General features: G+C 42.0%; 23 protein-coding genes. 15 read left to right on the forward strand and 8 right to left on the reverse strand.

Annotated elements, in window-relative coordinates:
- Positions 1–327: OmpA family protein (locus G498_RS14740; protein WP_026980923.1), on the forward strand; the 327-nt coding region annotated here is incomplete at its 5' end.
- A gap of 505 nt (positions 328–832) precedes the next feature.
- Here G498_RS14740 and G498_RS0106365 read toward each other — a convergent pair.
- The 4 genes from G498_RS0106365 to G498_RS0106380 form a co-directional block, all read right to left on the reverse strand.
- Positions 833–1135, reverse strand: a complete 303-nt coding sequence (locus G498_RS0106365) for a hypothetical protein (RefSeq protein ID WP_026980409.1) — start codon at positions 1133–1135, stop codon at positions 833–835.
- A gap of 205 nt (positions 1136–1340) precedes the next feature.
- Positions 1341–2711 (reverse strand): DUF5689 domain-containing protein, encoded by a 1371-nt coding sequence (locus tag G498_RS0106370; RefSeq protein WP_026980410.1) that lies wholly within the window; start codon positions 2709–2711, stop codon positions 1341–1343.
- Between the two features lie 6 nt (positions 2712–2717).
- Positions 2718–3344 (reverse strand): choice-of-anchor J domain-containing protein, encoded by a 627-nt coding sequence (locus tag G498_RS0106375; protein WP_026980411.1) that lies wholly within the window; start codon positions 3342–3344, stop codon positions 2718–2720.
- Positions 3345–3355: 11 nt separating this feature from the next.
- On the reverse strand, positions 3356–6151 hold the full coding sequence (locus tag G498_RS0106380) for a TonB-dependent receptor (protein WP_026980412.1): 2796 nt from the start codon (positions 6149–6151) through the stop codon (positions 3356–3358).
- A gap of 413 nt (positions 6152–6564) precedes the next feature.
- Between G498_RS0106380 and G498_RS0106385 the strand changes: the two genes are divergently transcribed.
- The 3 genes from G498_RS0106385 (at position 6565) to amaB (ending at position 9928) form a co-directional block, all read left to right on the forward strand.
- Positions 6565–7662 (forward strand): endonuclease/exonuclease/phosphatase family protein, encoded by a 1098-nt coding sequence (locus tag G498_RS0106385; protein WP_117616531.1) that lies wholly within the window; start codon positions 6565–6567, stop codon positions 7660–7662.
- A 64-nt stretch (positions 7663–7726) separates the two neighbouring features.
- Positions 7727–8272 carry a 3-hydroxyanthranilate 3,4-dioxygenase gene (locus G498_RS0106390; RefSeq protein WP_026980414.1) on the forward strand — a complete coding sequence of 182 codons (546 nt, stop codon included), beginning with the start codon at positions 7727–7729 and terminating at the stop codon, positions 8270–8272.
- A gap of 105 nt (positions 8273–8377) precedes the next feature.
- The gene (gene amaB / locus G498_RS0106395) at positions 8378–9928 is read left to right on the forward strand and encodes an L-piperidine-6-carboxylate dehydrogenase (RefSeq protein ID WP_026980415.1); all 1551 of its coding nucleotides are present in this window, start codon (positions 8378–8380) and stop codon (positions 9926–9928) included.
- Positions 9929–9994: 66 nt separating this feature from the next.
- Here the strand turns inward: amaB and G498_RS0106400 are convergent, their stop codons facing one another.
- Genes G498_RS0106400 through G498_RS0106410 form a run of 3 tightly spaced genes read right to left on the reverse strand, consistent with a single transcriptional unit; the run spans position 9995 to position 11911 of the window.
- On the reverse strand, positions 9995–10567 hold the full coding sequence (locus tag G498_RS0106400; RefSeq protein ID WP_026980416.1) for a PhnA domain-containing protein: 573 nt from the start codon (positions 10565–10567) through the stop codon (positions 9995–9997).
- 41 nt (positions 10568–10608) lie between these two features.
- Positions 10609–11151: an autotransporter outer membrane beta-barrel domain-containing protein gene (locus G498_RS0106405; protein ID WP_026980417.1), complete on the reverse strand. Its 543-nt coding sequence runs from the start codon at positions 11149–11151 to the stop codon at positions 10609–10611.
- Between the two features lie 31 nt (positions 11152–11182).
- Positions 11183–11911 (reverse strand): metallophosphoesterase family protein, encoded by a 729-nt coding sequence (locus G498_RS0106410; protein WP_026980418.1) that lies wholly within the window; start codon positions 11909–11911, stop codon positions 11183–11185.
- A 154-nt stretch (positions 11912–12065) separates the two neighbouring features.
- Here G498_RS0106410 and G498_RS0106415 point away from each other — a divergent pair, with 154 nt between their 5' ends.
- The 4 genes from G498_RS0106415 (at position 12066) to G498_RS0106430 (ending at position 15440) form a co-directional block, all read left to right on the forward strand.
- Entirely contained in the window at positions 12066–12275 is a 210-nt protein-coding gene (locus G498_RS0106415) for a hypothetical protein (RefSeq protein ID WP_026980419.1), read from the forward strand.
- 124 nt (positions 12276–12399) lie between these two features.
- The gene (locus G498_RS0106420) at positions 12400–14361 is read left to right on the forward strand and encodes a tetratricopeptide repeat-containing sensor histidine kinase (protein ID WP_026980420.1); all 1962 of its coding nucleotides are present in this window, start codon (positions 12400–12402) and stop codon (positions 14359–14361) included.
- A gap of 29 nt (positions 14362–14390) precedes the next feature.
- Positions 14391–15056 (forward strand): response regulator transcription factor, encoded by a 666-nt coding sequence (locus G498_RS0106425; RefSeq protein ID WP_026980421.1) that lies wholly within the window; start codon positions 14391–14393, stop codon positions 15054–15056.
- An 81-nt stretch (positions 15057–15137) separates the two neighbouring features.
- A complete protein-coding gene (locus G498_RS0106430; RefSeq protein ID WP_026980422.1) occupies positions 15138–15440 on the forward strand; it encodes a hypothetical protein in 303 nt (100 codons plus the stop codon).
- A gap of 49 nt (positions 15441–15489) precedes the next feature.
- Here the strand turns inward: G498_RS0106430 and G498_RS0106435 are convergent, their stop codons facing one another.
- Positions 15490–16647, reverse strand: a complete 1158-nt coding sequence (locus G498_RS0106435; RefSeq protein WP_026980423.1) for an ATP-binding protein — start codon at positions 16645–16647, stop codon at positions 15490–15492.
- A 120-nt stretch (positions 16648–16767) separates the two neighbouring features.
- On the opposite strand from G498_RS0106435, the gene G498_RS0106440 reads away from it, so the two are divergent.
- The 7 genes from G498_RS0106440 to G498_RS0106470 all read left to right on the forward strand — a co-directional run bounded on the left by G498_RS0106440 (position 16768) and on the right by G498_RS0106470 (position 24120).
- Positions 16768–17571 carry a DUF4382 domain-containing protein gene (locus tag G498_RS0106440; protein WP_026980424.1) on the forward strand — a complete coding sequence of 268 codons (804 nt, stop codon included), beginning with the start codon at positions 16768–16770 and terminating at the stop codon, positions 17569–17571.
- Positions 17572–17724: 153 nt separating this feature from the next.
- Positions 17725–18729, forward strand: a complete 1005-nt coding sequence (locus G498_RS0106445; RefSeq protein ID WP_026980425.1) for an AAA family ATPase — start codon at positions 17725–17727, stop codon at positions 18727–18729.
- A gap of 91 nt (positions 18730–18820) precedes the next feature.
- Complete coding sequence (locus G498_RS0106450; protein ID WP_026980426.1) at positions 18821–19687, forward strand: DUF58 domain-containing protein; 867 nt, start codon at positions 18821–18823, stop codon at positions 19685–19687.
- A complete protein-coding gene (locus tag G498_RS0106455) occupies positions 19687–21288 on the forward strand; it encodes a hypothetical protein (RefSeq protein WP_026980427.1) in 1602 nt (533 codons plus the stop codon). Before G498_RS0106450 ends, G498_RS0106455 begins: the two co-directional genes overlap by 1 nt.
- On the forward strand, positions 21288–22289 hold the full coding sequence (locus G498_RS0106460; RefSeq protein ID WP_026980428.1) for a vWA domain-containing protein: 1002 nt from the start codon (positions 21288–21290) through the stop codon (positions 22287–22289). The genes G498_RS0106455 and G498_RS0106460 overlap by 1 nt, the downstream gene beginning before the upstream one ends.
- 29 nt (positions 22290–22318) lie before the next feature.
- The gene (locus G498_RS0106465; RefSeq protein WP_026980429.1) at positions 22319–23359 is read left to right on the forward strand and encodes a vWA domain-containing protein; all 1041 of its coding nucleotides are present in this window, start codon (positions 22319–22321) and stop codon (positions 23357–23359) included.
- Entirely contained in the window at positions 23359–24120 is a 762-nt protein-coding gene (locus tag G498_RS0106470) for a tetratricopeptide repeat protein (RefSeq protein WP_026980430.1), read from the forward strand. Before G498_RS0106465 ends, G498_RS0106470 begins: the two co-directional genes overlap by 1 nt.
- The last annotated feature ends 5 nt before the right edge of the window (positions 24121–24125 follow it).

Here is a 24125-nt window from a genome sequence, read left to right on the forward strand (position 1 = left end):
ATCTTCTTTGAATTCAACAAGAGCAACATCACCAGAGAAGGGGCGTTTGAGTTAGACAAACTGGTTCAGGTGATGAAGAACAGCCCGGAGATGGTTATCATGGTGAAATCGCACACAGACAGCCGCGGATCGGATGCGTTCAACATGAACCTGTCGGAGCGCAGAGCCAAATCGACGGTTCAGTATGTAATCTCTAAAGGCATTGCCAAAGACAGAATCTCGGGCAAAGGCTACGGGGAGAGCGAACCGAAGGTAGCTTGCGAAAAATGTACCGAAGAGGAACACGCTAAGAACCGACGTTCGGAATTCTTGATTGTGAAGAAATAATTTTTACGAGCATTATAAAAAACCCGCTATACAGCGGGTTTTTTATTTGTATTATTTAACCGTTCTATGCGTACTACTTGGGTATTTAGAACCCTTAGGAGGTTAGTTTGTTTTCGTTCAGGTTTTTCATTGCTAAAAAGCTTTTTAAACCAAGTAAAAATTTGTTTAGCATATAAACTGCTTTGGCAACGTAAAACATTCTTAAAATCAAGAAAACATGCAAAAAACAGTGTTTGTAAAGTGCGGTCTTGGTTTTAAAAATTAAATTTCACAAAAAACACCCGTATTGACGGTTTGTTTGGACTGCAGATGTCTTTTTCTGCATTAGTAAAATATGTAGAGGCATAAAATAGTGTCCTCTCTGCTTAGGGTTGTGGCGGATGTTTTGTTACTGATGTTTGCAGATATACTGAAAAGATTGCAAGAAAGAGCCTTACTTCGCGGAAAAAAGAAATCACCGACCCCTCAAATATTTCCTAAGGACTGCGATGGCTCAAAACCGCGGTTAGTGGCTGTCTTTATCATGTTTATTTAAAAACTCAAGTTCTTCTTTTTCTTTCCTTTCATCTCTTTCTGTTTTTTCGGTTTTATATTCGTTATACATCCACAGAGAAACTAGCAAAAGTAGAGCACCTAAAATTAAGGTTCCGTTTCCATCTATTGTCTGCTTTTGGGTATACGTTCCCAATCTCCTATAATCAAACTGAGTTGAAGAAGTTTTATTGCAAAATTTAAGATAGCCACCAATAATTATAACCACCAATCCAATAAAAAAACCAAGTCTGTAAATGATATATTTAGAATACATTTTTAATGTTAGTTGTTTGTTTCTGTAAGTATACGTCGGTTGCAGTTAACAGCCAAGTTGCACTATTGATGTGTCATCTGTAGAGAATCTTCGTAACACATCGCATTTTACTTCCTTAACTTTGTTAAAGTCTTTTCATTGTAAAGATTGTCAATAAAAAAACCACTCCTGTAAAGAGTGGTTTTTTTATTGCATCAGGTTTGTATTACTGAAACTTGATATTGTCTAACTGAATACCTGGTCGTGTTTCAACATTAGTGGTAGATGCAGTAGCTACATCATAAGCAAAAATGATATGTCCCTGACCGGTCACACCTGTAAAAGTATGGACACCGGAATTGGTAAAGGAACTTGCCCATGAGGTTCCGGTGTAGTTGGAATAGGTGAAGCTATTGGTAATATCCACAAGGTTTGCCGTCGGATTGGTCTGATCAAAATTTGTGGAATAGTAAACTTTCATAATTGGTGTGCTTGTTAGCGACATGTATCCGTACAAGGTTTGGAATGACAGTTTAGTGTACGTATCAAAGTCGTAAGGCATAACAAAGAAAATTTTTGTGGCACCGGTACTGGCACCTTTTCTTGCCTGTAGGTATTTATTTCCGTTAAAAGTACCTACAAACCAGTCGTTGGTTCCGATAACTTTTATATTATAATAGTTAGGAAAAGTTGCGGTATTGTTTGCATACGACTCGAAAGTTTCAACAACAGGATTTTGTCTTGGGTTGTCAAGCGTTACATCATTTAGCGTACGGATCATAAATTGATAACCACTGTTGTACTTAGTAAGAACTCCTCTAATTTTACCATTACCCGAAGGAATGGAAGAATTTTTAAAAGTTACAAACTCACTCACACGAACCTCAATCGAGTTTCCGTCTTCATCGGTAATAATGTGATTGGTTGCGCCACCGATATTGTTCACAGTTGGGTCAAAATATTTTTTACCAACAGAGATATCGGAAAACTGAACATTGTCAAACTCAATAAGTTTGTGCATGTTCGCATCGTTTTTGGCTTGAGCAATAGTCATGTGTTTAACCAAAAGTTCTTCATCAATTTTTTGGTCGTCACAACCTCTGGTGATAACGTTTTCGAATTCTACTCCAGACAAACGGCCAATCTGATTTCCATTGTACAAGTTACCTATTTCATAGGAAGCAGTTTGTGTCCTGAAGTTATAATACAGGCTATCCAATTTAATGTATACTTTTCTGCCCGGCTCGTATTTTGTATACAGGTTATAGTTGTCTACCGGAATGGTAAATCCTTTTGCGTTGTCATCAGTACCCGAAACAAGTGAGATTGACTTGTAGAAATTACCGCCTTCGTCACTGGAAGTTACATAAGCCTCGATTACACCTATTTCTGTTTGAATGCCTTGAGCATCACGAGGATCCGCATAAAGTTGCGGACTGTTGCTGGTAGCCGCTCCTGTAATCTGACTAACTTGTTTGGTTACTGCTAACGTTGCACATTTCTCTGATAAATCAGGTGTACCGTAGTCATCGCCATTAACGCAGCTTACCAAAGTGGCCAGCAATGCAGGAATCGCTAAAAATTTAATGTTTTTCATAGCTTATTAATTTTCAAAAACCTTGATATTGTCCAATTGATAGGTAGTGGTTACTCCAGTTTGTTTGCTTCCGGTGTATTTGAAAGCCACACGAACATTTGAGCTGTTGAAAGAACTTAAATCAAGATCCCCACTGTTCACAAATACATCCTCTTGACCTGATCCCGGTAAAGTTGGGTTCAGTTCGGTCCAAGTAGCCGTTGCGATTCCGTCCGGAGTTCCGTCAAAATCCTCAGATACAAAAACCGTTAAACAGGCACCTGCCCAGAAACGGATTTTAGTTTCAAAAGAAAAAAGTTCATTTGCAGTGGAAGACAAATCCATGGCAGGAGAGATTAACCACACTTCATCGTTGGTTCCGGCATCTGAATAAAAAGATGAGAACTCAGCGTATTTGTTGTCGCTAAAAATGCGGGAATGCCATTTACGGGTTGCCGTTCTATTGTAATTTGTCCAGCCTTCCAACGCGATTGGCACTTCGTTAGATCCGCTTCCGGTAGTCGTAGTTTCAAACCCTTCGGCAAGAATTAACTCTTTCACCGGTGGAATATCAAAGTCATCCTCATTTACACAACTTGTTAATAAACCCGCAGTTGCTGCAAGCATAAAAACAGATTTAAATATATTTTTCATTGTCTGTTAGTTTAAAAGTTAACGTAGAAGTTTAAAAAGAACGTTCTACCATAACCGTAGAAGTATTTAGGGCCAAAACCTCGGGTTCCGCTTGCCATGTCTTGTTGCATGTCCGGGAACGTGGCTTTTCTGGATTGTTCAAAACCTCCTGTTTTGTATCGGAAGTCAAAAACGTTGTTTACCGAAGCAAAGAAACCAACAGTACTTCTGGTTTTTGGGTCAATCATCCAAGATTTGCCCCCTGTTAGGTTAACAATGGTGAAATCGTCAAATTTCTCTTGTTTCAACATGGCACGAACGCTTTCTTCCGTTGCGCCAGGGTAGGAAACACCGCTATTGCTGTCAATAGCAAAGTTATCGGTTCTTAAAACGTTAGAAACGTCTAGGAAAGAGTCTGCCAAATAATTCACATTGGCTCCAATCCACCAATAATGAGGGTCACGGTATTCCAAACCAAAAGAGTAAGCCTGTTGCGGCATGCCCGGTTGTCTGTAATTTTTCAGGTAAGTCTTACCGAAATCAACAACAGGATACTGATTGGTCGCTGAAGCCTGCGCATCATCGTTAAGTTTCAGGTTCGGATTGTTGCTGTAAATGTACTGCCCGTAAGAAGCTGCAGCGCTTGCCTTAATGGTAGATGTAATTTGGTATTCCAATCCCAACTCTGCGCCGATGTTTTGTTTATCCATTCCGGTAACAATTTCACTTACAAAAGAGTCTGCATCGCCAGAATCTTCACCAATGCTTTCTGCATAATAGAAAGACAATTCCGAAGTATTCTGAATCTTAGAGATAAAACCGGTTAAGCGACCTTTGAATTTTGGAGTTCGGATTATATAGCTGGCATCCGCACTGAAAATTCTTTCGCTGTCCAAATCCGGTGTAATGTTGTTGTTTAAACGGGCATTGGCAAAAGTATTACGAAGTGTAGGTGCTTTTGTCAAATAGGCTCCGTTAAAGTTGAACAGGTGATTTCCGGTTAGTTTGTATGTCAAACCTCCTTTGAATCCAAAGTTTTCGAAGATTATGTTATCACTGTCGCCGAATGAGTTGTTGGCGTAAATACCATTGCGGTATAACCCTTCTCTTTTGTATTCCGTTCTGGAAAAAGACTGGCTTAGATAGAAATCGAATTTTCTGTAGTTGAATTTAAACTGCGCAAATCCGTCAAAAACGGTAGCAAATAAATTGTAGTTATATCCGTAAGTGTCCCCTTCGCCTACTAAGCGATCCGGATTGTTCAAATCGGCATCTTGAGACTGACCGTTATCGGTATTGGCAAAGAAATCTTTGTCGATAAAATAGTTACCGCCCAACAAGTCTAATAAATTCTGATAATTGTGTGATTTCAGTTTGCGGAAAGTAGCACCGGCATTTAAACTGATGTTGTCTGATAATTCAGAAGTTAAAATTGAATTAGCCGTAATCTGTGTGTCATCTGTACGGTCTTCGTATAGAACATAAGCACTGTTTCCTGCGGCAGTAGCCTGGTTGGCGGCATACATGGCTGCCCAGTCGATTTGGCTGTGGCTTAAGAAATAATTTTCCGCATCGGTTGCTCCGGCATAATCCGGTGTCCACACACCATTATTATGATAATTCAGATAATAACTCGGCAAGTTTCTGTAGTATGTCGGATCCGGGTTGTTAGCCTGTTGGTAATCCAAGCGGGAATTTCCGATGGAACCAGTCTGGAATGCCACATTGGTATTTAAAGTAGTCTTTGGAGTTAATTTCCAGTAGTGGCTCAACATCATGATTGGCTCCTCGATGTCTTTATCTCTGGAATTTCTCTTTTTACCGTCTTGCCATCCCCAGTAGGAGTTGTATTCAATACCTTTTAAATCGGTTACTTCTTTGGTGTTAGGAGACGATTTCCCACGGCTGTTTTGTGCGTAAATCGAAGTAAAGTTCAAACTGTGCTTGTCGTTGAATTTTTTCTCCACACTGGCAAAAATAGAATTGGCCGCATAATCCGTTCCTTCGAAATAGCCTTCTTCAGCCCATCTTCTGGAAGCGGAAACCACAAAAGCCCATCCGTTAGTATTCATTCCGGAAGCATGGGTTCCCATAACTCTCCAGGAGTAGTTTGTGTTTGTACCGGAAAACGAAACGCGGTTTCCAGGTCTGTAATGTGAGGCACGGGTGTTGATTGCCTGGGTTCCCAAGATTCCGCCAAAAGTATAATCTGATGGCGCAGAACCCATGGTAAATTCCTGATTGCGGGTCGCGTCGTTCAAACCACCCCAGTTGCTCCACTGTGGTCTTCCATCGTACAGTTTATTCATTACGATACCGTTAATCATAGTCGTTCCGTATTCGTTATCCAAACCACGGATTCTGAAACGGGCCTGCCCCCAGTTGAAAGCCGCCGCTTGTTGGTAAACATCGCGGGAAGCCTGCAAAAGACCTGAGGTACTTTCGGATCCGCTGTTGTCATCACCCAAATCGTTTTCGGTGATGGTTACTAAGGCTAATTGCTGTTCTGAAGTAATGTCTTCCTCTAAAACGACAATGCCCAAATCTGTGGTTTCTCCTTTTTTAATTTCAATTGCAAAAGTTTGTGAAGTATAACCCGGGCTGCTAATCTGAACAGCTTGGTTGCCTTCCGCAACAACTGGAAAAACAAAAACACCTTCAAAGTTGGTCAATGCAGATTGATTCGTGCTTTGAATGGTTGCAACAACATTCTGTAATGGTTTTTGGGATTTGGAATCAACAACCTTACCTTTTAAGGCCGGGTTTTGTTGCGCCCAGGCAAAAACGACTTGCATTACAAATAAAGTACAAATTACAAGTTTTTTCATAAATAAAATTAAAGTTAATTCCTTGTCTTTTAATTTAATAAGAAAAGAAAGGGTGGCAAATTTACATACTTTCAGCCAACTAGCAATACTCTAATTTGAAATTTTTGCAAAACTTAATTCTAAGGTAATATAAATATTCAGAATTTAATATGGGATGAATGTTAAATTATAGGGTTAAAAAGGTGGATTTCGGCTTGTTATTGGTTGTTTGAGCTGTTTTTTTGCACTTGTTTCCGGATTTTAAAATATATTAATTAAATATGCGTGAACATTTTAGATTATTGTTTTACTTTTGTTGCCCCAAATGTAAAAACGGATTTGCTGTTTTTGAATTTGGCTTGATTATTGTCGTAAATTTTTCAGAATGACTGGTTTACGGACCAGTAACAATTAAAAAACTTTTTATTTTTCTTATGAAAAAAAGACTCTTTCTTGTTTTTTCTGTAGCCCTTTTAAGCGTGTCGGCTATGTCGCAACAGAAAAAATTTATGGTGCACACAGTTGCGTTTTACAACTTTGAAAACTTGTTTGACACCATCAACGGACCGAATTACGATGAGGAATGGCTGCCTGACGGAAAACAGAACTGGACCGGAAAAAAATACAAACAGAAACTCGAAAACTTAAGCCGGGTTTTGGCCGAGTTGGGAACCGGAGAATCGCAAAAAGAATCGCCTGTTTTGATTGGTTGTTCCGAGGTGGAGAACCGCGGTGTTCTGGAAGATTTGGTGAAGCAACCCAATATCATAAACAAAGATTACGGAATTGTGCATTTCGATTCGCCGGACAAACGCGGGATTGACGTGGCTTTGTTGTACAAGAAGAAACATTTCCAACCCACCAGTTATAAAAACATCCCTCTGATGATTTATGAGAAAGATGCTTATAAAAAAGAAAAAGAGGCAGATGACGACAAAGAAGACAATGTCAATATCGATAAAACGACCAAACGCATCTACACCCGTGACCAGCTTTTGGTTACCGGATTACTTGACGGAGAGGAAGTTCATGTAATTGTGAACCACTGGCCGTCCCGTTCCGGAGGAGAAAAGAAAAGCAGTCCGAACCGTGAGGCAGCCGGACGTCTGAACCGAAAAATCATGGACTCTTTGTATGCCATCAATCCCAACGCGAAGATTATTTCGATGGGCGACTTAAACGATGGCAGTTTCAACAAAAGTGTGAAAGTGGAAGTTGGCGCCAAAGGCAAAAAAGAAGACGTAAAACCGTTTGGGGTGTACAACCCGATGCAGAAAATGGCCGAAGAAGGCATGGGAACCCTAGCCTACCGCGACGCCTGGGATCTGTTCGACATCATCATGGTTTCCGAGCCGTTAATCCGCAACGACTATTCGTCCTGGCGTTACTGGAAAGCCGGAATTTACAACAAGCCGTTCTTAGTACAGAAAACAGGACAGTACAAGGGTTACCCGTTGCGTAACTCGAACGGAGAAGTAGGGTTTAGTGACCACTTTCCGGTGTACATCTATCTGATAAAAGAAGCAAAATAATAGTTAAAGGTCGGCATGAGTCGGCCTTTTTATTTGTAAATTAGCGGAGCTAAATGCAGAACTTATGAGTATTCCAAAACCATTTAACCTGAGCCAATGGATTGAAGACAACCGGCATCTGTTAAAACCGCCTGTTGGCAACAAAAACCTTTATGCGGAATCCGAAGATTATATCGTAATGGTAGTAGCCGGCCCGAATGCCCGCAAAGATTACCACTATAACGAAACCGAAGAATTGTTTTACCAGTTGGAAGGCACAATCAAAGTAGTCATTCAGGAAGCAGGCGAGCGCAAAGAAATGGAACTGAAAGCCGGCGACATGTATCTGAATCCGGCCCGGGTGCCGCATTCTCCCGTGCGCAGCGAAGGCTCTGTCGGTCTGGTGATTGAACGGAAAAGAGCCGGGAAAGGGTTCACCGACGGTTTGTTGTGGCATTGCGAAAACTGTAATCACAAATTGTATGAAGTGTATTTTGAATTGCACGACATCGAAAAGGACTTTCTGCCTCATTTTCAGCACTTTTACAATTCGGAAGCCTTGCGCACCTGTACGGAATGCGGCACCGTGATGGAAACCGATCCTAGATTCACGACTAACTATGAAAGCTAACTATTTGGTTTTCTTTAGGTTAGTTTTAACAAAGGAATGCGTTACCGATTTAACAAAAAACAGTAACTTTGCAAAAATTATAAAAAAACGAATTAAATTATACTAATGACAACAACTGCAGTAGACCAATTTGGTATTCAGGAAGCCTTGCAGCAATTAGGCTTAAAAGAAATAAACGAAGGAGCATCCACCGGTAAAAACTGGTTTTCCAACGGAAAAATCATCGAATCGTATTCTCCGGCAACCGGTGAATTGATCGGAAAAGTAAAATCCGCTACAAAAGAAGATTACGAAAAAGCCATGAGCGCCGCAGAAGAAGCGTTCAAAACCTGGCGTTTGGTTCCGGCTCCGAAACGTGGCGAAATAGTGCGCCAGATGGGAGAGGAACTGCGTAAAAATAAAGAAGCCCTTGGAAAATTGGTTTCTTACGAAATGGGGAAATCGTATCAGGAAGGTTTAGGAGAAGTGCAAGAGATGATTGATATTTGTGACTTCGCTGTTGGAATGTCCCGTCAGTTGTACGGTTTGACCATGCACTCGGAGCGTCCGATGCACAGAATGTACGAACAATGGCATCCGATAGGAATCGTGGGTATTATTTCAGCCTTCAATTTCCCGGTAGCGGTATGGTCTTGGAACTCGATGATTGCGTGGATTTGTGGAGACGTTTGTATCTGGAAACCAAGTTCCAAAACACCTTTATGTGCGGTAGCGTGTCAAAACATCATCCAAACTGTATTGGAAAGAAATAATTTACCGGAAGGTTTAAGCTGCTTGGTAGTAGGTAACGAATCCGGAGATTTAATCAACAACGACAAACGCATTCCGTTGGTATCGTTTACAGGTTCTACAAGAATTGGTCGTCACGTATCTCAGGTGGTAGCTTCCCGTTTCGGAAACACAATTTTGGAATTAGGAGGAAACAACGCCATCATCGTTTCAGAACATTCTGATTTGTCTATGGTATTGGTAGGAGCAGTGTTCGGCGCGGTTGGTACGGCAGGACAACGTTGTACATCCACCCGTCGTTTGATCGTTCACGAAAGCGTTTACGACAAAACCTTAGAGGTGCTGAAAGGCGCTTACGGACAGTTGAAAATCGGAAATCCTTTGGACGAAACCAATCACGTAGGGCCACTTATCGACAAAGGGGCAGTTCAGGATTACTTAAAAGCGATTGAGAAAGCCAAAGCCGAAGGTGGCAAAATGATTGTGGAAGGCGGCGTTTTAGAAGGCGAAGGCTACGAGAGCGGTTGCTATGTGAAGCCATGTATCATCGAAGCGAAAAACGAATTCGAAATCGTACAGCACGAAACCTTTGCACCGGTATTGTACGTGATGAAATATTCAACGATTGAAGAAGCTATTGCCATCCAAAACGGGGTGCCTCAGGGATTATCGTCTTCGATCTTTACCAACAACATGAGAGAAATGGAATTGTTCCTTTCCGCAGCCGGTTCAGACTGTGGTATCGCCAACGTAAACATCGGTACTTCCGGTGCGGAAATCGGTGGCGCGTTCGGTGGCGAGAAAGAAACCGGTGGTGGCCGTGAGTCAGGTTCTGATGCTTGGAAAGCCTACATGAGAAGACAGACCAATACGATTAACTACGGAACGGCTTTACCGTTGGCGCAGGGAATCAAATTTGATTTTTAATCAACTCAATTCATAAAAAAAACCCGATTCAAACGAATCGGGTTTTTTGTTTATCAGAAGTTGAAACTACTTCGTTTTCTTCACATACTGGGTCAAAATCACAATATGCTGGCCTTCCACACGGCCTTCAATCTGTTCGGCGTTGTCCCAAACCAGTTTGATGTTGTGTACGGCGGCTCCGCGTTTTGCGGTAAAATTGGCGCCTTTAACGTCCAAATCTTTAATCAGTACTACAGAATCGCCGTCAAATAAAATATTCCCGTTCGAATCTTTGTGCACGATTTTGCCTTCGTCATCGTCGCCTTCGCCGGTGGCTTTGGCCCACTCTAAGGCTTCGTCGTCCAAGTACATCATTTCCAGTAAATCGTTCTTTTTCAAACGGGTCAGCATGCGCCAGGAAACTACCTGAACGGGTAAATGTTCGTTCCACATGCTGTCGGAAAGACAGTGCCAGTGGTTCGGATCGGTCGTTTCGGGATTTTCAATTTGTCCAACACAGGTTTTACAGGCCAAAATGCTGGTTTCCAGACTTTCTTTGTTTTCCGGTGGCAGGTTGTAAACCACTAAGTCGTGCGGATTGCCGCACAATTCGCATTTGGAATCGCTGCGGTCTTTCAGTTTTTTTTCAATTACGCTCATTTTGTTTTGAATTATCGGGATGGGTTATAGAAATCTTATTTTTAAAAACGGTAACCGATGCTGAAACCGGCGTTGATTTCAATGGCAATGAATTTATCGTTTACGTCTTCGCTGAAGTTCCGGGCAATACTGGCATACGGTGCAACGGCAAACTTGTCGTTCCACACCCATTTGTAACCGGCTCCGAGTCCCAGAATGAAACTGTCCATGTCGGTTTTAACAGTAACCACCACATCCTCCACGGTCTTTTTTTCTTCAAAATCGCCAAAACGGTATTTCAGGAAAGGGTACATATAATAGCCTGAAGCACGGTCTCCGCTGTTGCTGAAATAAAAATTATAAGAAGCCAGAATGCTGTTCGTGTTGAATTTTTTTCCGCTTTTTTCCAGAAAATAGGCAAACTGGTCGTTGATTAAAACTTCAGCGCCTATGGACTGGTTGCTGTCGATAAAATGTTCGTAGCCCACTTCCACTGAAGCCAGTGCGATGGTATTCAGGATGTTGAGTTTTGCTTCGTTTTTGTTTTGTGCCTGTGCAGACAACCCGGCCAAAAGTACAACCGCAGCAAGAATGAATCGTTTAATCATGACGGTGATTTTTTTGCAAATATACGGATTAGTTCCGACCGCGCTCGTTCGGATACAATTCCGGCAGTGGTTTGCTTTGCCAGAACTCTTTGGTGTCGACATCCATGATGGTCAGCCGGCCTTTAAAAGCGGCTCCGGTATCCACGTTCCATACATTGGCACGGTTTACCGGTACCGAGTATCCGATGCGGGTAACAGGGGTGTGGCCGATGAAAATTTCTTCGTAAAGGGCCAGGCGTTTCGGATAGAACAAATCTTTTTTGGACAGGGTTTTGTCCATAGCCAGTGCGGCTTCCCACAAGGTCCGGTCCCAACAGTACATGCCTTTGAAATATTCGTAATGCACGCCTTTTTGATTGGTAAAGCCGGCATGCACAAACAGCCGGTTTTTGTCGTCCAGATGGTAATCGTTCAGCCGGGTCAGAAAATCGATGTGACGGCCTTTTATTTCTTCATGAACGGTTTCGTACACTTCAACGGTAGATTGTCCGCCGTGTAAACGCCACTCTTCGTTGTCTTCTCCTTCGGATAACCACCGCAGGACCATTTCTTCGTGATTGCCTCTGATGAAGATGCAGTCGTGCGTTTGCTCGAGTTCGATCAGGAAATCCACCACTTTGGGCGTGTCGTTCCATCCGTCTACAAAATCACCTAAAAAAATGAGTTTGTCGCCCGGTGTCACTTTTGCTCTTTCGAGTACCTGTTCGAGCGCTTTTAATCCGCCGTGGATATCGCCGATGACTAAAGTTCTGCTCATGAGATGTTTAAAAATTTAGTCAAATTTCCTAAAAACAATCGGGATAATCAAACCGTTTTTTAAAATTTAAACATTTAACAAATGTTGATAAAAATCCACAAAACCAGGGTTTTCTGTTATAATAGTTTTGTGTTGTAACAAAAAACAACGGACGATGAAAACCACCACAACTGTAATTCTGGCACTTTTTGCCCTGTTAACCCTCTATTCCTGTACCGCAGACGATATTGAAACTCCTTCTTTTAAAAAAGAAACAGAGATGAATGCCAACCCTAATTTTTCTGATTTTATGACGAAACGGGATTCGGTTTCTAAGGAAGGAGAGGAAACAGATCCGCCAACCAAACCTCCAGTGCGACCATAAATTTTAATGATTAAATCAGTTTTTCTATTTTAGCCAATCAATTCAAATTATCTTGAAAAAAGCATTTGTATTATTCTTCCTCGTTGTTTTTTTGATTGGTTGTGAAAGAACTGATAGCCTAAAATTGTCCAAAACAGAAATCAATGAAATCGACAGCCTTTTGGTTAAGGCTAATGATTTTCGTTTATCTAAGCAGGAACGCTTAAAGAACACTAATGTAGTTTATGATTTGCTGAATAAGAGAGAAGATTCAATTTCAATTGGTTATTTGTTCAAAATTGCAGACAGGTATTACAATATTGAAGAATATGATGATTTTAAAAGGGTATCGGATAAAATATATAAATTGTCATCTGCTAAAAAGGATACTGTACATATTGTAAAATCATTAAACAATATTGCGGATTATTATTTTTATACTTTAAAAAATGATAGCGCTTATTATTACTATACAAAACTTGAAAAGTTATATAAAGATTCCGGAATTAATGAAATCAATCCAAGAGTAGCTCATAATAAAGCATGTATTTTATTGTATGAAAAGAATTACATACAATGTGAGGTAAATGTAATAGAAATTCTTAAAGAAGCGATTAAGAAAAATGATGTTAGATTGGTTTATGATTGTTATTTAATTCTTGGTATGTCTTCTAGAGGATTGAAAGACTACAATACAGCAATAAATTACTATAACAAATCATTAATTCAGGCTGAAAAACTAAAAGATTACCCACAATATATACTTCTTAAAGCACAGCCATTGAATTATATCGCACTTGTTTTGCAAGAGCAGAAAAAATACAAGGAAGCACTCGAATATTCTCAGAGAGCACTTTCTCTCGATGATTTTGAGAAGAGTGATGTGATTAGTTATATTTATTTTACTAATACATTAGCATACTCTAAATTTAAGACGGGTGATAATAGTTGTTTGAAAACGTTTGTTAATTGCTTAAAAATTGGAGATAGTATTAATAACTCTCATATCCAGTTAACATCAAAGTTACATCTTTCTGAATACCATGCCTTCAAAAAAGATACTCTTAGTGCTTTGCAATATGCTAATAGTGTCTTAGTTGATGCACGTCAAAATAAAATCTTCGAAGACGAATTAAAAGCACTAGAACTCCTTGCTAAAATCGATCCCAAAAACAGTACCATCTACAATGAGCGCTACATTACCTTAAGTGACAGTCTTCAGAACGTAGAGCGTGCCACCCGAAACAAATTTGCCCGTATCGAATTTGAAACCGACGAAATCACCAGCGAGAAAAAACTCATAGAAGCCGAAAACAGGCGTATTTCGGCGCAACGCCGGCTAATTCTGGGCTTCAGTCTCTTTTTGATTATAGCGTTGGTTTTGCTGTATATTGTCAAAGCCCAACGTACCAAAAATAGAGAATTGCAATACAAACAAAAGCAACAGCAAGCCAATTTCGAGATTTACCAGCTCATGCTGGACCAGCACCAGAAAATCGAAGAAGGTAAACAGATGGAAAAACAACGCATTTCCCGAGAATTGCACGATGGCGTTATGGGCAAACTGACGGCGATACGTCTGAATCTCTTCATTCTGAACAAAAAAAACGATCCGGAAACCATTGCCCGTTGCATGAAACAGGTCGATGAAATTCAGAACATTGAAAAAGAAATCCGAAAGATAGCCCACGACTTAAACCAGAATCTCTTTGCAGACACCTCCGATTTTGTTTTGATGGTAGACAATCTGGTGGCCAATATTAAAGAACATTCGACAGTTCGTTTTAGAGTGACGGCGGATGAGGCGATCGACTGGACGACCGTTTCAAGTGCAGTAAAAATTCAGGTGTACCGCATCCTTCAGGAATCGTTACAGAATATCGGAAAGTATGCCAAAGCTGAAAACGTTTCCATAACGATGTTGAAAAAAGACAACGCCATTGTGGTTTCCGTAACAGATGACGGCGTTGGTTTTAACACGAATCAGGCAAAGGGCGGAATCGGTTTAAAAAACATGAAAGAACGGGCAGCAGAAATAGGAGCAACCCTCAAAATTTTATCAGAAAAACAACAGGGAACACAAATTATTTTGACAATTCCAACATAGTTTGGTATTTTTGTGAGAAATTTCACGAAATGGCTGTAAAAATACTTTTTGTAGACGATCATCCTTCCCAAATAATGGGTTATAAGACCATACTGTCTTTTAACGAACAAGGGATTGAACTTAATATAGAAGAATGTCACAGTTGTGAAGAAGCTTACCATCGAATTACCAAAGCCGATACTTCCGGTTTTTTTGACATGGTTTTTTTAGACCGAAGCATGCCGGCATACGATGAAAGAGGTATTCATTCCGGAGAAGATCTGGCTTTATTGATCAAACAACAATTTCCCCAAACCAAGATACTTATTTTAACGTCTCATGTGGAATCTTTTGTTATTTACGATATTGTCAAAAAAGTAAATCCGGAAGGACTTTTAATCAAAAGCGATTTTGGCGGCGATGAACTCCTGACGGCTTTCACGACTGTGCTGGAAGGCGGTACTTATTTTTCCAAAACCGTGGAGGAATCTGTCAAGCAGTTGCTGACCCGACAAGATTATTTGGACAGCGTTAACCGGCAGATTATTACCTTGTTATCCAAAGGATTTAAAACCAAGAGCATTGCCAGTGAAGTAAAATTAACCGAAAGCGCCGTTGAGAAAAGGAAATCCAAAATCCGCGATATTTTCTGCATTGACCGAGGCGGAGACGAAGATATCATCCGCGAAGCCCGAAATCAAGGATTAATAACTTAACAACTTTTGAGGAAAAACCTCACATACTATTTTTTCACTGGGATTATTTTTGAAATCATTATTTTATCCATAATCCCAAGCATGAAAAATTACGGTTTAGTAAAGTTGTCTGAAACGAGTCTGGCCATTCAGTTGTATACGGATCGACTCTCGGAGCAAGAACAAAAGGGTTTTTTTGGCAAGACTTACTCCGAAATTACATGTAACGAAAAAATAGAATTCATTCAGGAGGAAGATTTTGTTTTCGAGCCTGATTTGTTGCTCAGTCTGGGAATCGATACCCGTTACTCGATTCTGAAAAAGGGCAAATATCCGTTACATTTTTTAGGAAACCTGATTATTGTGGTTTTAGAGTTGTCAAGGTCGCTGAAAAGTTTCAAGTAGATTTGTTTTATGGTTAAGCTGAAAACTGAGTTCGAAGCAAAACCTTCAATCAATTATACTTGACCTTCCGCAGCACCCGCATCGTTTCCTTAAAATACACATAAGCCGTTTGGTTTTCAAGCGCTTTTAAATATGGTTTGGCTTCAATTAGTTTCATTTTGGCCTCTTCAAAACCGTTAAGGTAGCAAATCATCAGGGTAGAAGGTAAGTTCTCCAAGTCCTTGCTTTCCCGTCCTGATAAATTTAACCCTTTCTGCAATTTCTGAATCAGCGCCAGGTTCGAATTGTAAATATGATGCAGCATTTTCCGGTTGTATTCCGGCGGTTCAAACAGCATGGTTGTTTCCATTTTGTAATAACCGTTGTCGTAAAAATGTAAGGTTACTTTTTCCAGTGGGTAATAACTCGTTTTGTCGTTTAAGCCCAGCGGTACATATTCGGTAATCGAAAAGGTGTGGTCGTCATATTCGATGGTCACTTCGTCCAAGGCGGAATAAAACAGTTTTACCTGTTCGTTAATCAGCTCAATGTCTACCCGGGAAAAAAAGGTCTTGTCGCGTACTTTCTTTTTATTACCGGCCCAACACACCACGAAGAGTTCCTTAAAAACGTGATACCTCGGGTTCATGTCCTTATGGCGGTTATTCATGAAATCGATAACGCCTTCCAGAGTATGCGCAATGCTGTTTCTCGAATTGTTTTCGATACTGATTACCGTTTCCATGTTTAAGCTTTTTGTCTTAATTGAAGTCGGAATCTCGGAAAGTTCTTCCACAGGCATCGTATTGCTGCCTCTTCGCACAAAGGCAGTTTTGGCCAAAATCGTATGAATGTTTTTCTTGAAGAAGGACACCTTGTTGTTCGGCTTAATGGTTACCAGACCCACTACTTTGTCTTTCGGTAAATCCGGAAACGGCACATTCTCATACTGAATCTTCGGCGGATTTTCCAGAAACGCATTCACCAGATTCTGAATCCGGCTGTCGTCGAAGAAATCATCCCCCACAATTTCGTTGTCCATGTCTTCCACGCCCACCACGATATACGAGTTGTTCATCGGATTGGAATTGGAAAGGGCGCAGATGTGCTTCAGGAATTTCGCTTTACCTTCTTTGGTGTGCAGGTTTAACTGGCGTTTCTTGTCGTAGAAACTGTTCTCATCGTTATGTGCCAACAGGTTTTTAATCAGGAGCCGTTTGTTAATCATTTCCGATGACGGTTTGGGTAAAACACAAAAAAGACATAAAAAAGCGTTAAGTTATGTTAAAGCTTGTAAGAAGTACGTCTTTTAAACGTTATGAAATTACTAATTTTAAAACAGTTTCTTATGAAAAATTTCAAAAAGTATTTGTTTGGTCTATTAGTGTTTGCTCCGCTATCCTATTCATTGACAAGTTGTAATGACAATGACGATACCCAAGGAACATCCCACGTAGCTGTACGAATGACAGATGCGCCCGGCGATTACGACGAAGTAAACGTTGAGGTGCTGGACGTAATGGTAAAAGGCAATGCCGATACCGGAGAAGAAGGTTGGGTGAGCCTTGGGAATGTCAATCCTGGTGTGTACAACCTTTTGGATTTAACCGGCGGGGTCAATGTTTTATTGGCTGATAATGATATTCCTTCCGGTTTTTTAGGGCAGATCCGCCTGATTTTGGGCGATGACAATACCGTGGTGAAAGACGGGGTAACCTATCCGCTGCATACGCCAAGTGCCCAGCAGTCCGGATTAAAACTAAAAGTCAACCAAACTCTGGAACCCGGGTTAACCTATAACTTCCTTCTGGATTTTGATGTGGAACATTCGGTGGTAGTGGAAGCCGGCGGTTCCGGAAATTATAACCTGCATCCGGTAATTCGAGTCATTACCGAAGGAACTTCAGGGGCCATAAAAGGTCAGGTGCTGCCAATCGGTCTGCAAACTCTGGTGTCTGCACAAGTTAACGGAACAGAAGTTTCCGCCTATACGAACGAAACCGGCAGCTTTCAGCTTAATGGAATTCCGGCCGGAACCTATACCGTTACCCTAACCCCGGATGCCACAACCGGTTTGCCTGCCGTACTCGTTGAAAATGTCACGGTCGTAAACGGAGAAGTTACCGACATCGGTGTCCATACGATCGAATAAGTTAAAGAGAAATAAAAATTATATTAAAAGACAGCTAAAACCAAGGCTGTCTTTCTTTTTTTAACCAATTGTTAACAACTTCACACTAAATTAATTTTCAATTTGCAGTGTTAAAATATCTTATTAAATTCACGGCTCAAAAAAAGTAACATAATGGAAGAAAATACAACTACTTTGGACATTAGGGCAATCAATGAAAAAATAGAAAGAGAAAGTGCCTTTATCGACCTTCTGACCATGGAGATGAACAAGGTAATTGTCGGACAGAAGCACATGGTGGAACGTTTGTTAATTGGACTTTTGGGTCAGGGGCATATCCTTTTGGAAGGGGTTCCCGGGTTGGCCAAAACCCTGGCGATTAACACCTTGTCGCAGGCCGTTCACGGTTCGTTCAGCCGTATTCAGTTTACCCCCGATTTACTTCCAGCCGACGTTGTCGGTACGATGATTTACAACATCAAGCAAAACGATTTCACGATAAAAAAAGGTCCCATTTTTGCCAATTTCGTCTTAGCCGATGAGATCAACCGTGCGCCGGCCAAAGTACAGTCGGCCCTGTTGGAGGCGATGCAGGAAAAACAGGTAACCATTGGCGACGAAACCTTCAAGCTGGACAAACCGTTTTTGGTAATGGCTACACAAAACCCGGTGGAGCAGGAAGGAACCTATCCGTTACCGGAAGCACAGGTAGACCGTTTCATGCTGAAAACCGTAATCGACTATCCGAAAATGGAAGACGAGCGTCTGGTGATCCGTCAAAACTTAAACGGCGGCTTTGAAAAAGTAAATCAAGTGGTTTCCTTAGACCAGATTTTACGCGCCCAACAAGCCGTTCGCGAAGTCTACATGGACGAAAAAATCGAAAAATACATTTTAGATATCATCTTTGCCACCCGTTATCCGGAAAAATACAAATTAGCCGATTTAAAACCGCTGATCAGTTTCGGAGCATCTCCGCGGGGTAGTATCAATCTGGCGATGGCTGCCAAATGTTATGCGTTCATCAAGCGCAGAGGGTATGTTATTCCGGAAGACGTCCGCGCCGTAGTACACGATGTGTTGCGTCACCGAATCGGGGTAACCTACGAAGCCGAAGCCGAAAACATCACTTCGGTAGACATCATCAACAAAATCGTTAACGAGGTTGAAGTGCCTTAATCAGTTCGCAGTTTTTAGTAATCAGTAATCAGTTGCTTTTCGCAACGAATTTAACTGACCACTGACGGCTTGACCACTGACCACTGAAAAAATGGATACCAAAGAATTACTCAAAAAAGTACGCAAAATCGAAATCAAAACCCGAAGATTGAGTGATCACATCTTTTCGGGTGAATACCATACGTCGTTTAAAGGCCGCGGGATGACCTTTTCGGAAGTGCGCCAGTACCAGTTCGGAGACGACGTCCGTGCGATTGACTGGAATGTAACGGCGCGCTATAACGAACCGTACATCAAGGTGTTCGAAGAAGAACGCGAACTCACCATGATGCTGATGGTCGACTGTAGCGGCTCACAAAGTTTCGGAACCCAAAACCAGCTGAAAAGCGAGGTGATTACCGAAATCGCCGCCACCATGGCCTTTTCGGCAACGCAAAACAACGACAAAATCGGACTGATCCTGTTTTCCGATCAGATCGAATTGTTCATTCCGCCCAAAAAAGGAAAATCGCACGTGTTGCGCATCATCCGCGAACTGATTGAATTTCAGCCCAAAAGCCGGAAAACCGATTTGTCGCAGGCCTTGAAATTCCTTTCCGGCGTTCAGAAAAAGAAAGCCATCGTGTTTTTAATTTCCGATTTCATGACATCGGATTACGAACAAACCTTAAAAATCGCCGGGAAAAAACACGACGTAACCGGAATCCGGGTGTACGACCACCGCGAAGAAACAATTCCGAATCTGGGAATGGTCACCATGGAAGATGCCGAAACCGGTGAAATTACCGTGGTCAACACCAATTCGAAAGCGGTGCGTCTGGAATACGAGAAAAACTATCAGGCCAACGTAAAATATTTTAAAGATACGTTTTCCCGTTGCGGTTCCGGTGTTGTCAATACCCGAGTGGATGAAAGTTATGTGATGAAATTGTTGGGTTATTTTAAATCAAGAAGTTAATGCTTAAAAAATATTACATCGTACTTTTTTTGCTGTTGGCGACATTTGGTTTTGCCCAGCAGCCGGTACAAACCATCGTGGATTCCGCGAAAATTAAAATCGGTTCCCAGTTTCATCTTACCCTGAAAGTAAAAGGGACCAAAGAAACCCGGGTCGCCTTTCCGGATGTAAAAAATATTGGCCAATTGGAAGTGTTGGAATCCTATCCGATTGATACCGTTAAGAAAGACGCCACTTTCGAATTCATTAAAAAGTACGGATTAACGCAGTTTGATTCCGGCCGTTACGTGATTCCGAGAATTCCGGTATTAATCGGCAACAAGCAGTTTCTGTCCGATTCGGCTGTCGTGGAGGTAAATCCGGTCGTAGTAGATACGTTGAAACAAAAAATGTACGACATCAAACCGATTATGAAGCCGCAGGACACTTCGTCCGATTTTTGGTGGTTCCTTCTCGCTTTGGCGGTACTGGCAGCACTGGCCTTTTTGGGCTATTGGTTGTACAAAAAATACAAAAACCGACCGGTTGCCGAAGAAGTGGTGTATGCGACCCCTATTGAAAAAGCGACCAGTTTGCTGCAAAACTTAGAGAAAAAATCCCTTTTGGAGCAGGGCGACGTGAAGTCGTATTACTCCGAAATGACCGATATTACCCGAACCTATATCGAAGAAACGGTACACATTCCGGCGATGGAAAGCACTACCGACGAATTGCTCGAGGCGATGCAAAAAGCTTCGCTGAAAAAGAAAATGGGCATCCGACAGGAAACCATGCAAACCTTCGAAAAAATCCTGAAAAACGCCGATTTGGTAAAATTCGCCAAATCCAAACCACTGGATTTTGAAATTGCCGAAGACCGCAAAAACATCGAAAGCATTATTCTTACCATCGACAAAGCGTTGCCGAAAGAAGTGGAGGACGAGGAAAGCATCGCCTATGCAAGACATCAGGAAGAGCTGCGTCTGAAGAAAATCAGAAAACGCAATCAGCTCATTGGCTTTGGTGTGGGTTTTGCGCTTCTTTTTGCCGGGGCTTATTATTTTTTCGACAAATACAACCTGTTTGGCGAATCCACTCAGGAAATGTATGAGAAAGACTGGATTACCAGTGAGTACGGAAACCCAGGCATGATTGTTGCCACACCCGATGTTCTGAAGCGTAAAGACGTAACGAAAGAAATCGGAAAACAAATGATGGCAGTAGTTAAAGAAATGCAGGTGTTTGAATACGGCGGCTATTTCGACGATTATTACATCATGCTGAGCACATTAAAATACAAGCAGCAAACCCCAATCGAATTGGATAAGGCGCTTGAAGCCGGGTTACAGGCTTTGGAAGCCAAAGGCGCTCAGGACATCATCATCAAAACCGAAGATTTCAGCACTCCGGAAGGACTTTCCGGCCGTAAAGCTTACGGAACCATGAACATGATCGACAAAATCACCAAGCGTTCGATAAAAGTATATTATGAATTTGTAATGTTCAGTCAGGAAGGCGGGTTGCAGCAGATTTTGCTCTTCCACGAAGAAGGAGACGAATACGGAAGCAAAATCACCGCCCGAATCCTGGAATCATTAGAATTAAGAAAAGCAGCGCCATGATGAAGACTATCACTTTTGCCCATCCGGAATTCTTTTGGCTGTTTTTGGTTTTACCGATAGTCATTGCCTGGTATTTTTGGAAGAAGAACGAACAAAGACCTACGTTAAAAATAAGTTCCGTTCAGGGATTCAAGACGGCGGGTTCTGTTTTGCCGAAACTGAAACCGCTTTTATTTGCGTTGCGCCTTTTGGCATTAGCCACTTTAATCACCGCCCTGGCCCGACCACAGTCTACGGATGTAACCAACAAATCGAGAACCACACGCGGTATCGACATTGTCATGGCCATCGACGTATCTGGAAGTATGCTGGCCAAAGACCTGAAACCCAACCGGATGGAAGCCTTAAAACGCGTAGCTGCAGAATTTGTCGAGCAACGTCCCAACGACCGGATCGGTCTGGTGGTTTACGCGGCGGAAAGCTACACCAAAACTCCGGTAACCAGCGATAAAGCCATAGTGCTGGACGCTTTGGAAGGCGTAAAATACGACAACATTTTGCAGGACGGAACGGGTATCGGAGTGGGACTGGCCACGGCGGTCAACCGTTTGAAAGACAGTAAAGCGAAGAGCAAAGTCATTATTTTGCTGACGGACGGGATCAACAATTCCGGTTTTATCGATCCGAGAATGGCCTCCGAAATTGCGAGGGAATACGGTGTGAAAGTGTACACCATCGGTATCGGAACCAACGGAATGGCAGAATTTCCGTATGCCATCGCTCCGAACGGACAATTCCTCTTCAAAAAGATGAAGGTGGAAATTGACGAAAAACTCATGAAAGAAATCGCCGCCATGACCGGAGGAAAATACTTCCGGGCCACGAGCAACCAGAGTCTGACGAGTATTTACAACGAAATCAACAAACTGGAAACCACCGAAGTCATGGAACAGCGTTTTTACAATTACGATGAAAAATACCGTTCGTTAGCCTTGTTGGCGCTTGGTTTAGTCGTGTTGGAACTGTTATTGCGAAAAACTATTTTCAGAAGTTTTATTTAGGGAGTCGTTTTTTGAAATTTTAAAGAATTATGTGGGAATTTGACGAACCGAAATATTTTTACCTTTTAGCCCTGCTTCCGGTGGTGCTGTTGCTTTTTTTGGTCAATTTGTACTGGCAGCGCAAAAAGCAGCGGGAATTTGGCGATTTGGCCTTGTTACAGCACTTGAGTCCTGAAAAATCCACCTTCAAACCCGTTTTGAAACTGATTGTGGTTTTACTGGGGCTTGCGGCATTAATCGTGGCGTTGGTCAATCCGAAAATCGGAACCAAGATGGAAACCGTGAAGCGACAGGGAATTGATATCGTCTTTGCCGTAGACATCTCCAAAAGCATGCTGGCGGAAGACCTCGCGCCGAACCGTCTGGAAAAGAGCAAACAAGTGGTGTCCCAGATTATCAACCAGTTGGGCAGCGACCGCATCGGGATTGTAGGCTATGCTGGAAGTGCCTATCCGGTTTTACCGATAACCACCGATTACAGCGTGGCCAAAATGTACCTGCAAGGGATGAATACCGACATGGTTTCCTCGCAAGGTACGGCTTTAGGTGATGCCCTTAAATTAGCCGCTTCCTATTTTGACAATCCGCAAACCAGTAAACTGATCATCATGCTTTCGGACGGAGAAGACCACGGCGAAGGCTTTGAAGACGCGTTGGAAGAAATCAAAGACAAAAAGATAAAAGTCATCACCATCGGTATCGGAACCGAAAAAGGAGGCCCGATACCGTTGCGTCATAACGGCGTGATTGAAAGTTTCAAGAAAGACCAGAACGGCGAAACGGTGATCACCAAACTGTATCCGGAAACCCTGAAAACCATTGCGAAAAATGCCAATGGCGGTTATGTTTTCGGCGGAAGCACCAAAGAAGTGCTGGAGTATGTGAAAAACGGACTGGACAATCTGGAAAAAACCGATTTTGAAAGCCAGCAGATTGCCGATTTCGAATCCCAATTCCAGTGGTTTTTAGGACTGGCGTTCTTTTTGCTACTGTTGGACGCTTTCTTTCTGGAACGCAAAACCGCCTGGGTGAAGAAGTTGAATTTGTTTAATGAAAAGAATAAAGCCTGATGAAACAGCTGCTAATTTACGGGATGTTGCTTTTTGCTGCCGCGCTTTTTGCTCAGGAGAAAGACCGAAATCTGCCTAAAGGCAACGGCGAATTCGAAGAAAAAAAATATGCCGAAGCAGAAGTGGAATACCGGAAATCCCAGTTCAAAAACCCGAAATCGGCCATGGCGTCGTACAATTTAGGCAATGCGATTTACCGTCAGAAGCAACCGTCGGAAGCGAAAAGTTCGTTTTCAAGAGCGATTGCCGAAGCGCAAACCAAAGCGGAAAAACACAAAGCCTTTCACAACCTGGGCAACGCTTTAATGACGGAAAAAAACTATCAGGGCGCGGTGGAAGCCTATAAAAATGCCCTGCGCAACAATCCGAACGACGAGGAAACCCGTTACAATTACGCCTTGGCCAAACAGAAATTAAAAGAGAATCCGCCGAAGAACAACAAAGACGATAAGGATAAGGACAAAAATAAAGATCAGAACAAAGATCAGCAGCCGAAGGACAACAAAGATCAGAATAAGGATCAGCAAGATCAGAACAAAGACAAAAACCAAGACAAAAAAGACGATCCGAAGAACCCTGACAACAAAGACGGTAAAGGCGACCAAGACCAACAACAGCAAAAACCGCAACAGGGCGGCGCTTCCAAGCAACGCATGGAAAATCTGTTAGACGCGCTGAACAATGAAGAAAAGAAAATTCAGGAGCGCGTAAAAGGACGCGAAGTAAAAGGAACGCCAAAACGCAACGAGAAAGACTGGTAGGATAC

It is taken from the genome of Flavobacterium suncheonense GH29-5 = DSM 17707 (assembly GCF_000430025.1).
Classification (GTDB): Bacteria; Bacteroidota; Bacteroidia; order Flavobacteriales; family Flavobacteriaceae; genus Flavobacterium; species Flavobacterium suncheonense.

What these genes read in the sequence shown, in the direction of transcription:
- G498_RS0106455 (WP_026980427.1), top strand. Translation starts at nt 19,687, where the DNA reads ATGCTTAAAAAATATTACATCGTACTTTTTTTGCTGTTGGCGACATTT.
- G498_RS0106390 (WP_026980414.1), top strand. Translation starts at nt 7,727, where the DNA reads ATGAGTATTCCAAAACCATTTAACCTGAGCCAATGGATTGAAGACAAC.
- G498_RS0106450 (WP_026980426.1), top strand. Translation starts at nt 18,821, where the DNA reads ATGGATACCAAAGAATTACTCAAAAAAGTACGCAAAATCGAAATCAAA.
- G498_RS0106375 (WP_026980411.1), bottom strand. Translation starts at nt 3,344, where the DNA reads ATGAAAAATATATTTAAATCTGTTTTTATGCTTGCAGCAACTGCGGGT.
- G498_RS0106400 (WP_026980416.1), bottom strand. Translation starts at nt 10,567, where the DNA reads ATGAGCGTAATTGAAAAAAAACTGAAAGACCGCAGCGATTCCAAATGC.
- G498_RS0106445 (WP_026980425.1), top strand. Translation starts at nt 17,725, where the DNA reads ATGGAAGAAAATACAACTACTTTGGACATTAGGGCAATCAATGAAAAA.
- G498_RS0106465 (WP_026980429.1), top strand. Translation starts at nt 22,319, where the DNA reads ATGTGGGAATTTGACGAACCGAAATATTTTTACCTTTTAGCCCTGCTT.
- amaB (WP_026980415.1), top strand. Translation starts at nt 8,378, where the DNA reads ATGACAACAACTGCAGTAGACCAATTTGGTATTCAGGAAGCCTTGCAG.
- G498_RS0106415 (WP_026980419.1), top strand. Translation starts at nt 12,066, where the DNA reads ATGAAAACCACCACAACTGTAATTCTGGCACTTTTTGCCCTGTTAACC.
- G498_RS0106440 (WP_026980424.1), top strand. Translation starts at nt 16,768, where the DNA reads ATGAAAAATTTCAAAAAGTATTTGTTTGGTCTATTAGTGTTTGCTCCG.
- G498_RS0106365 (WP_026980409.1), bottom strand. Translation starts at nt 1,135, where the DNA reads ATGTATTCTAAATATATCATTTACAGACTTGGTTTTTTTATTGGATTG.
- G498_RS0106425 (WP_026980421.1), top strand. Translation starts at nt 14,391, where the DNA reads ATGGCTGTAAAAATACTTTTTGTAGACGATCATCCTTCCCAAATAATG.
- G498_RS0106470 (WP_026980430.1), top strand. Translation starts at nt 23,359, where the DNA reads ATGAAACAGCTGCTAATTTACGGGATGTTGCTTTTTGCTGCCGCGCTT.
- G498_RS0106370 (WP_026980410.1), bottom strand. Translation starts at nt 2,711, where the DNA reads ATGAAAAACATTAAATTTTTAGCGATTCCTGCATTGCTGGCCACTTTG.
- G498_RS0106430 (WP_026980422.1), top strand. Translation starts at nt 15,138, where the DNA reads ATGAAAAATTACGGTTTAGTAAAGTTGTCTGAAACGAGTCTGGCCATT.
- G498_RS0106460 (WP_026980428.1), top strand. Translation starts at nt 21,288, where the DNA reads ATGAAGACTATCACTTTTGCCCATCCGGAATTCTTTTGGCTGTTTTTG.
- G498_RS0106435 (WP_026980423.1), bottom strand. Translation starts at nt 16,647, where the DNA reads ATGATTAACAAACGGCTCCTGATTAAAAACCTGTTGGCACATAACGAT.
- G498_RS0106410 (WP_026980418.1), bottom strand. Translation starts at nt 11,911, where the DNA reads ATGAGCAGAACTTTAGTCATCGGCGATATCCACGGCGGATTAAAAGCG.
- G498_RS0106385 (WP_117616531.1), top strand. Translation starts at nt 6,565, where the DNA reads ATGAAAAAAAGACTCTTTCTTGTTTTTTCTGTAGCCCTTTTAAGCGTG.
- G498_RS0106380 (WP_026980412.1), bottom strand. Translation starts at nt 6,151, where the DNA reads ATGAAAAAACTTGTAATTTGTACTTTATTTGTAATGCAAGTCGTTTTT.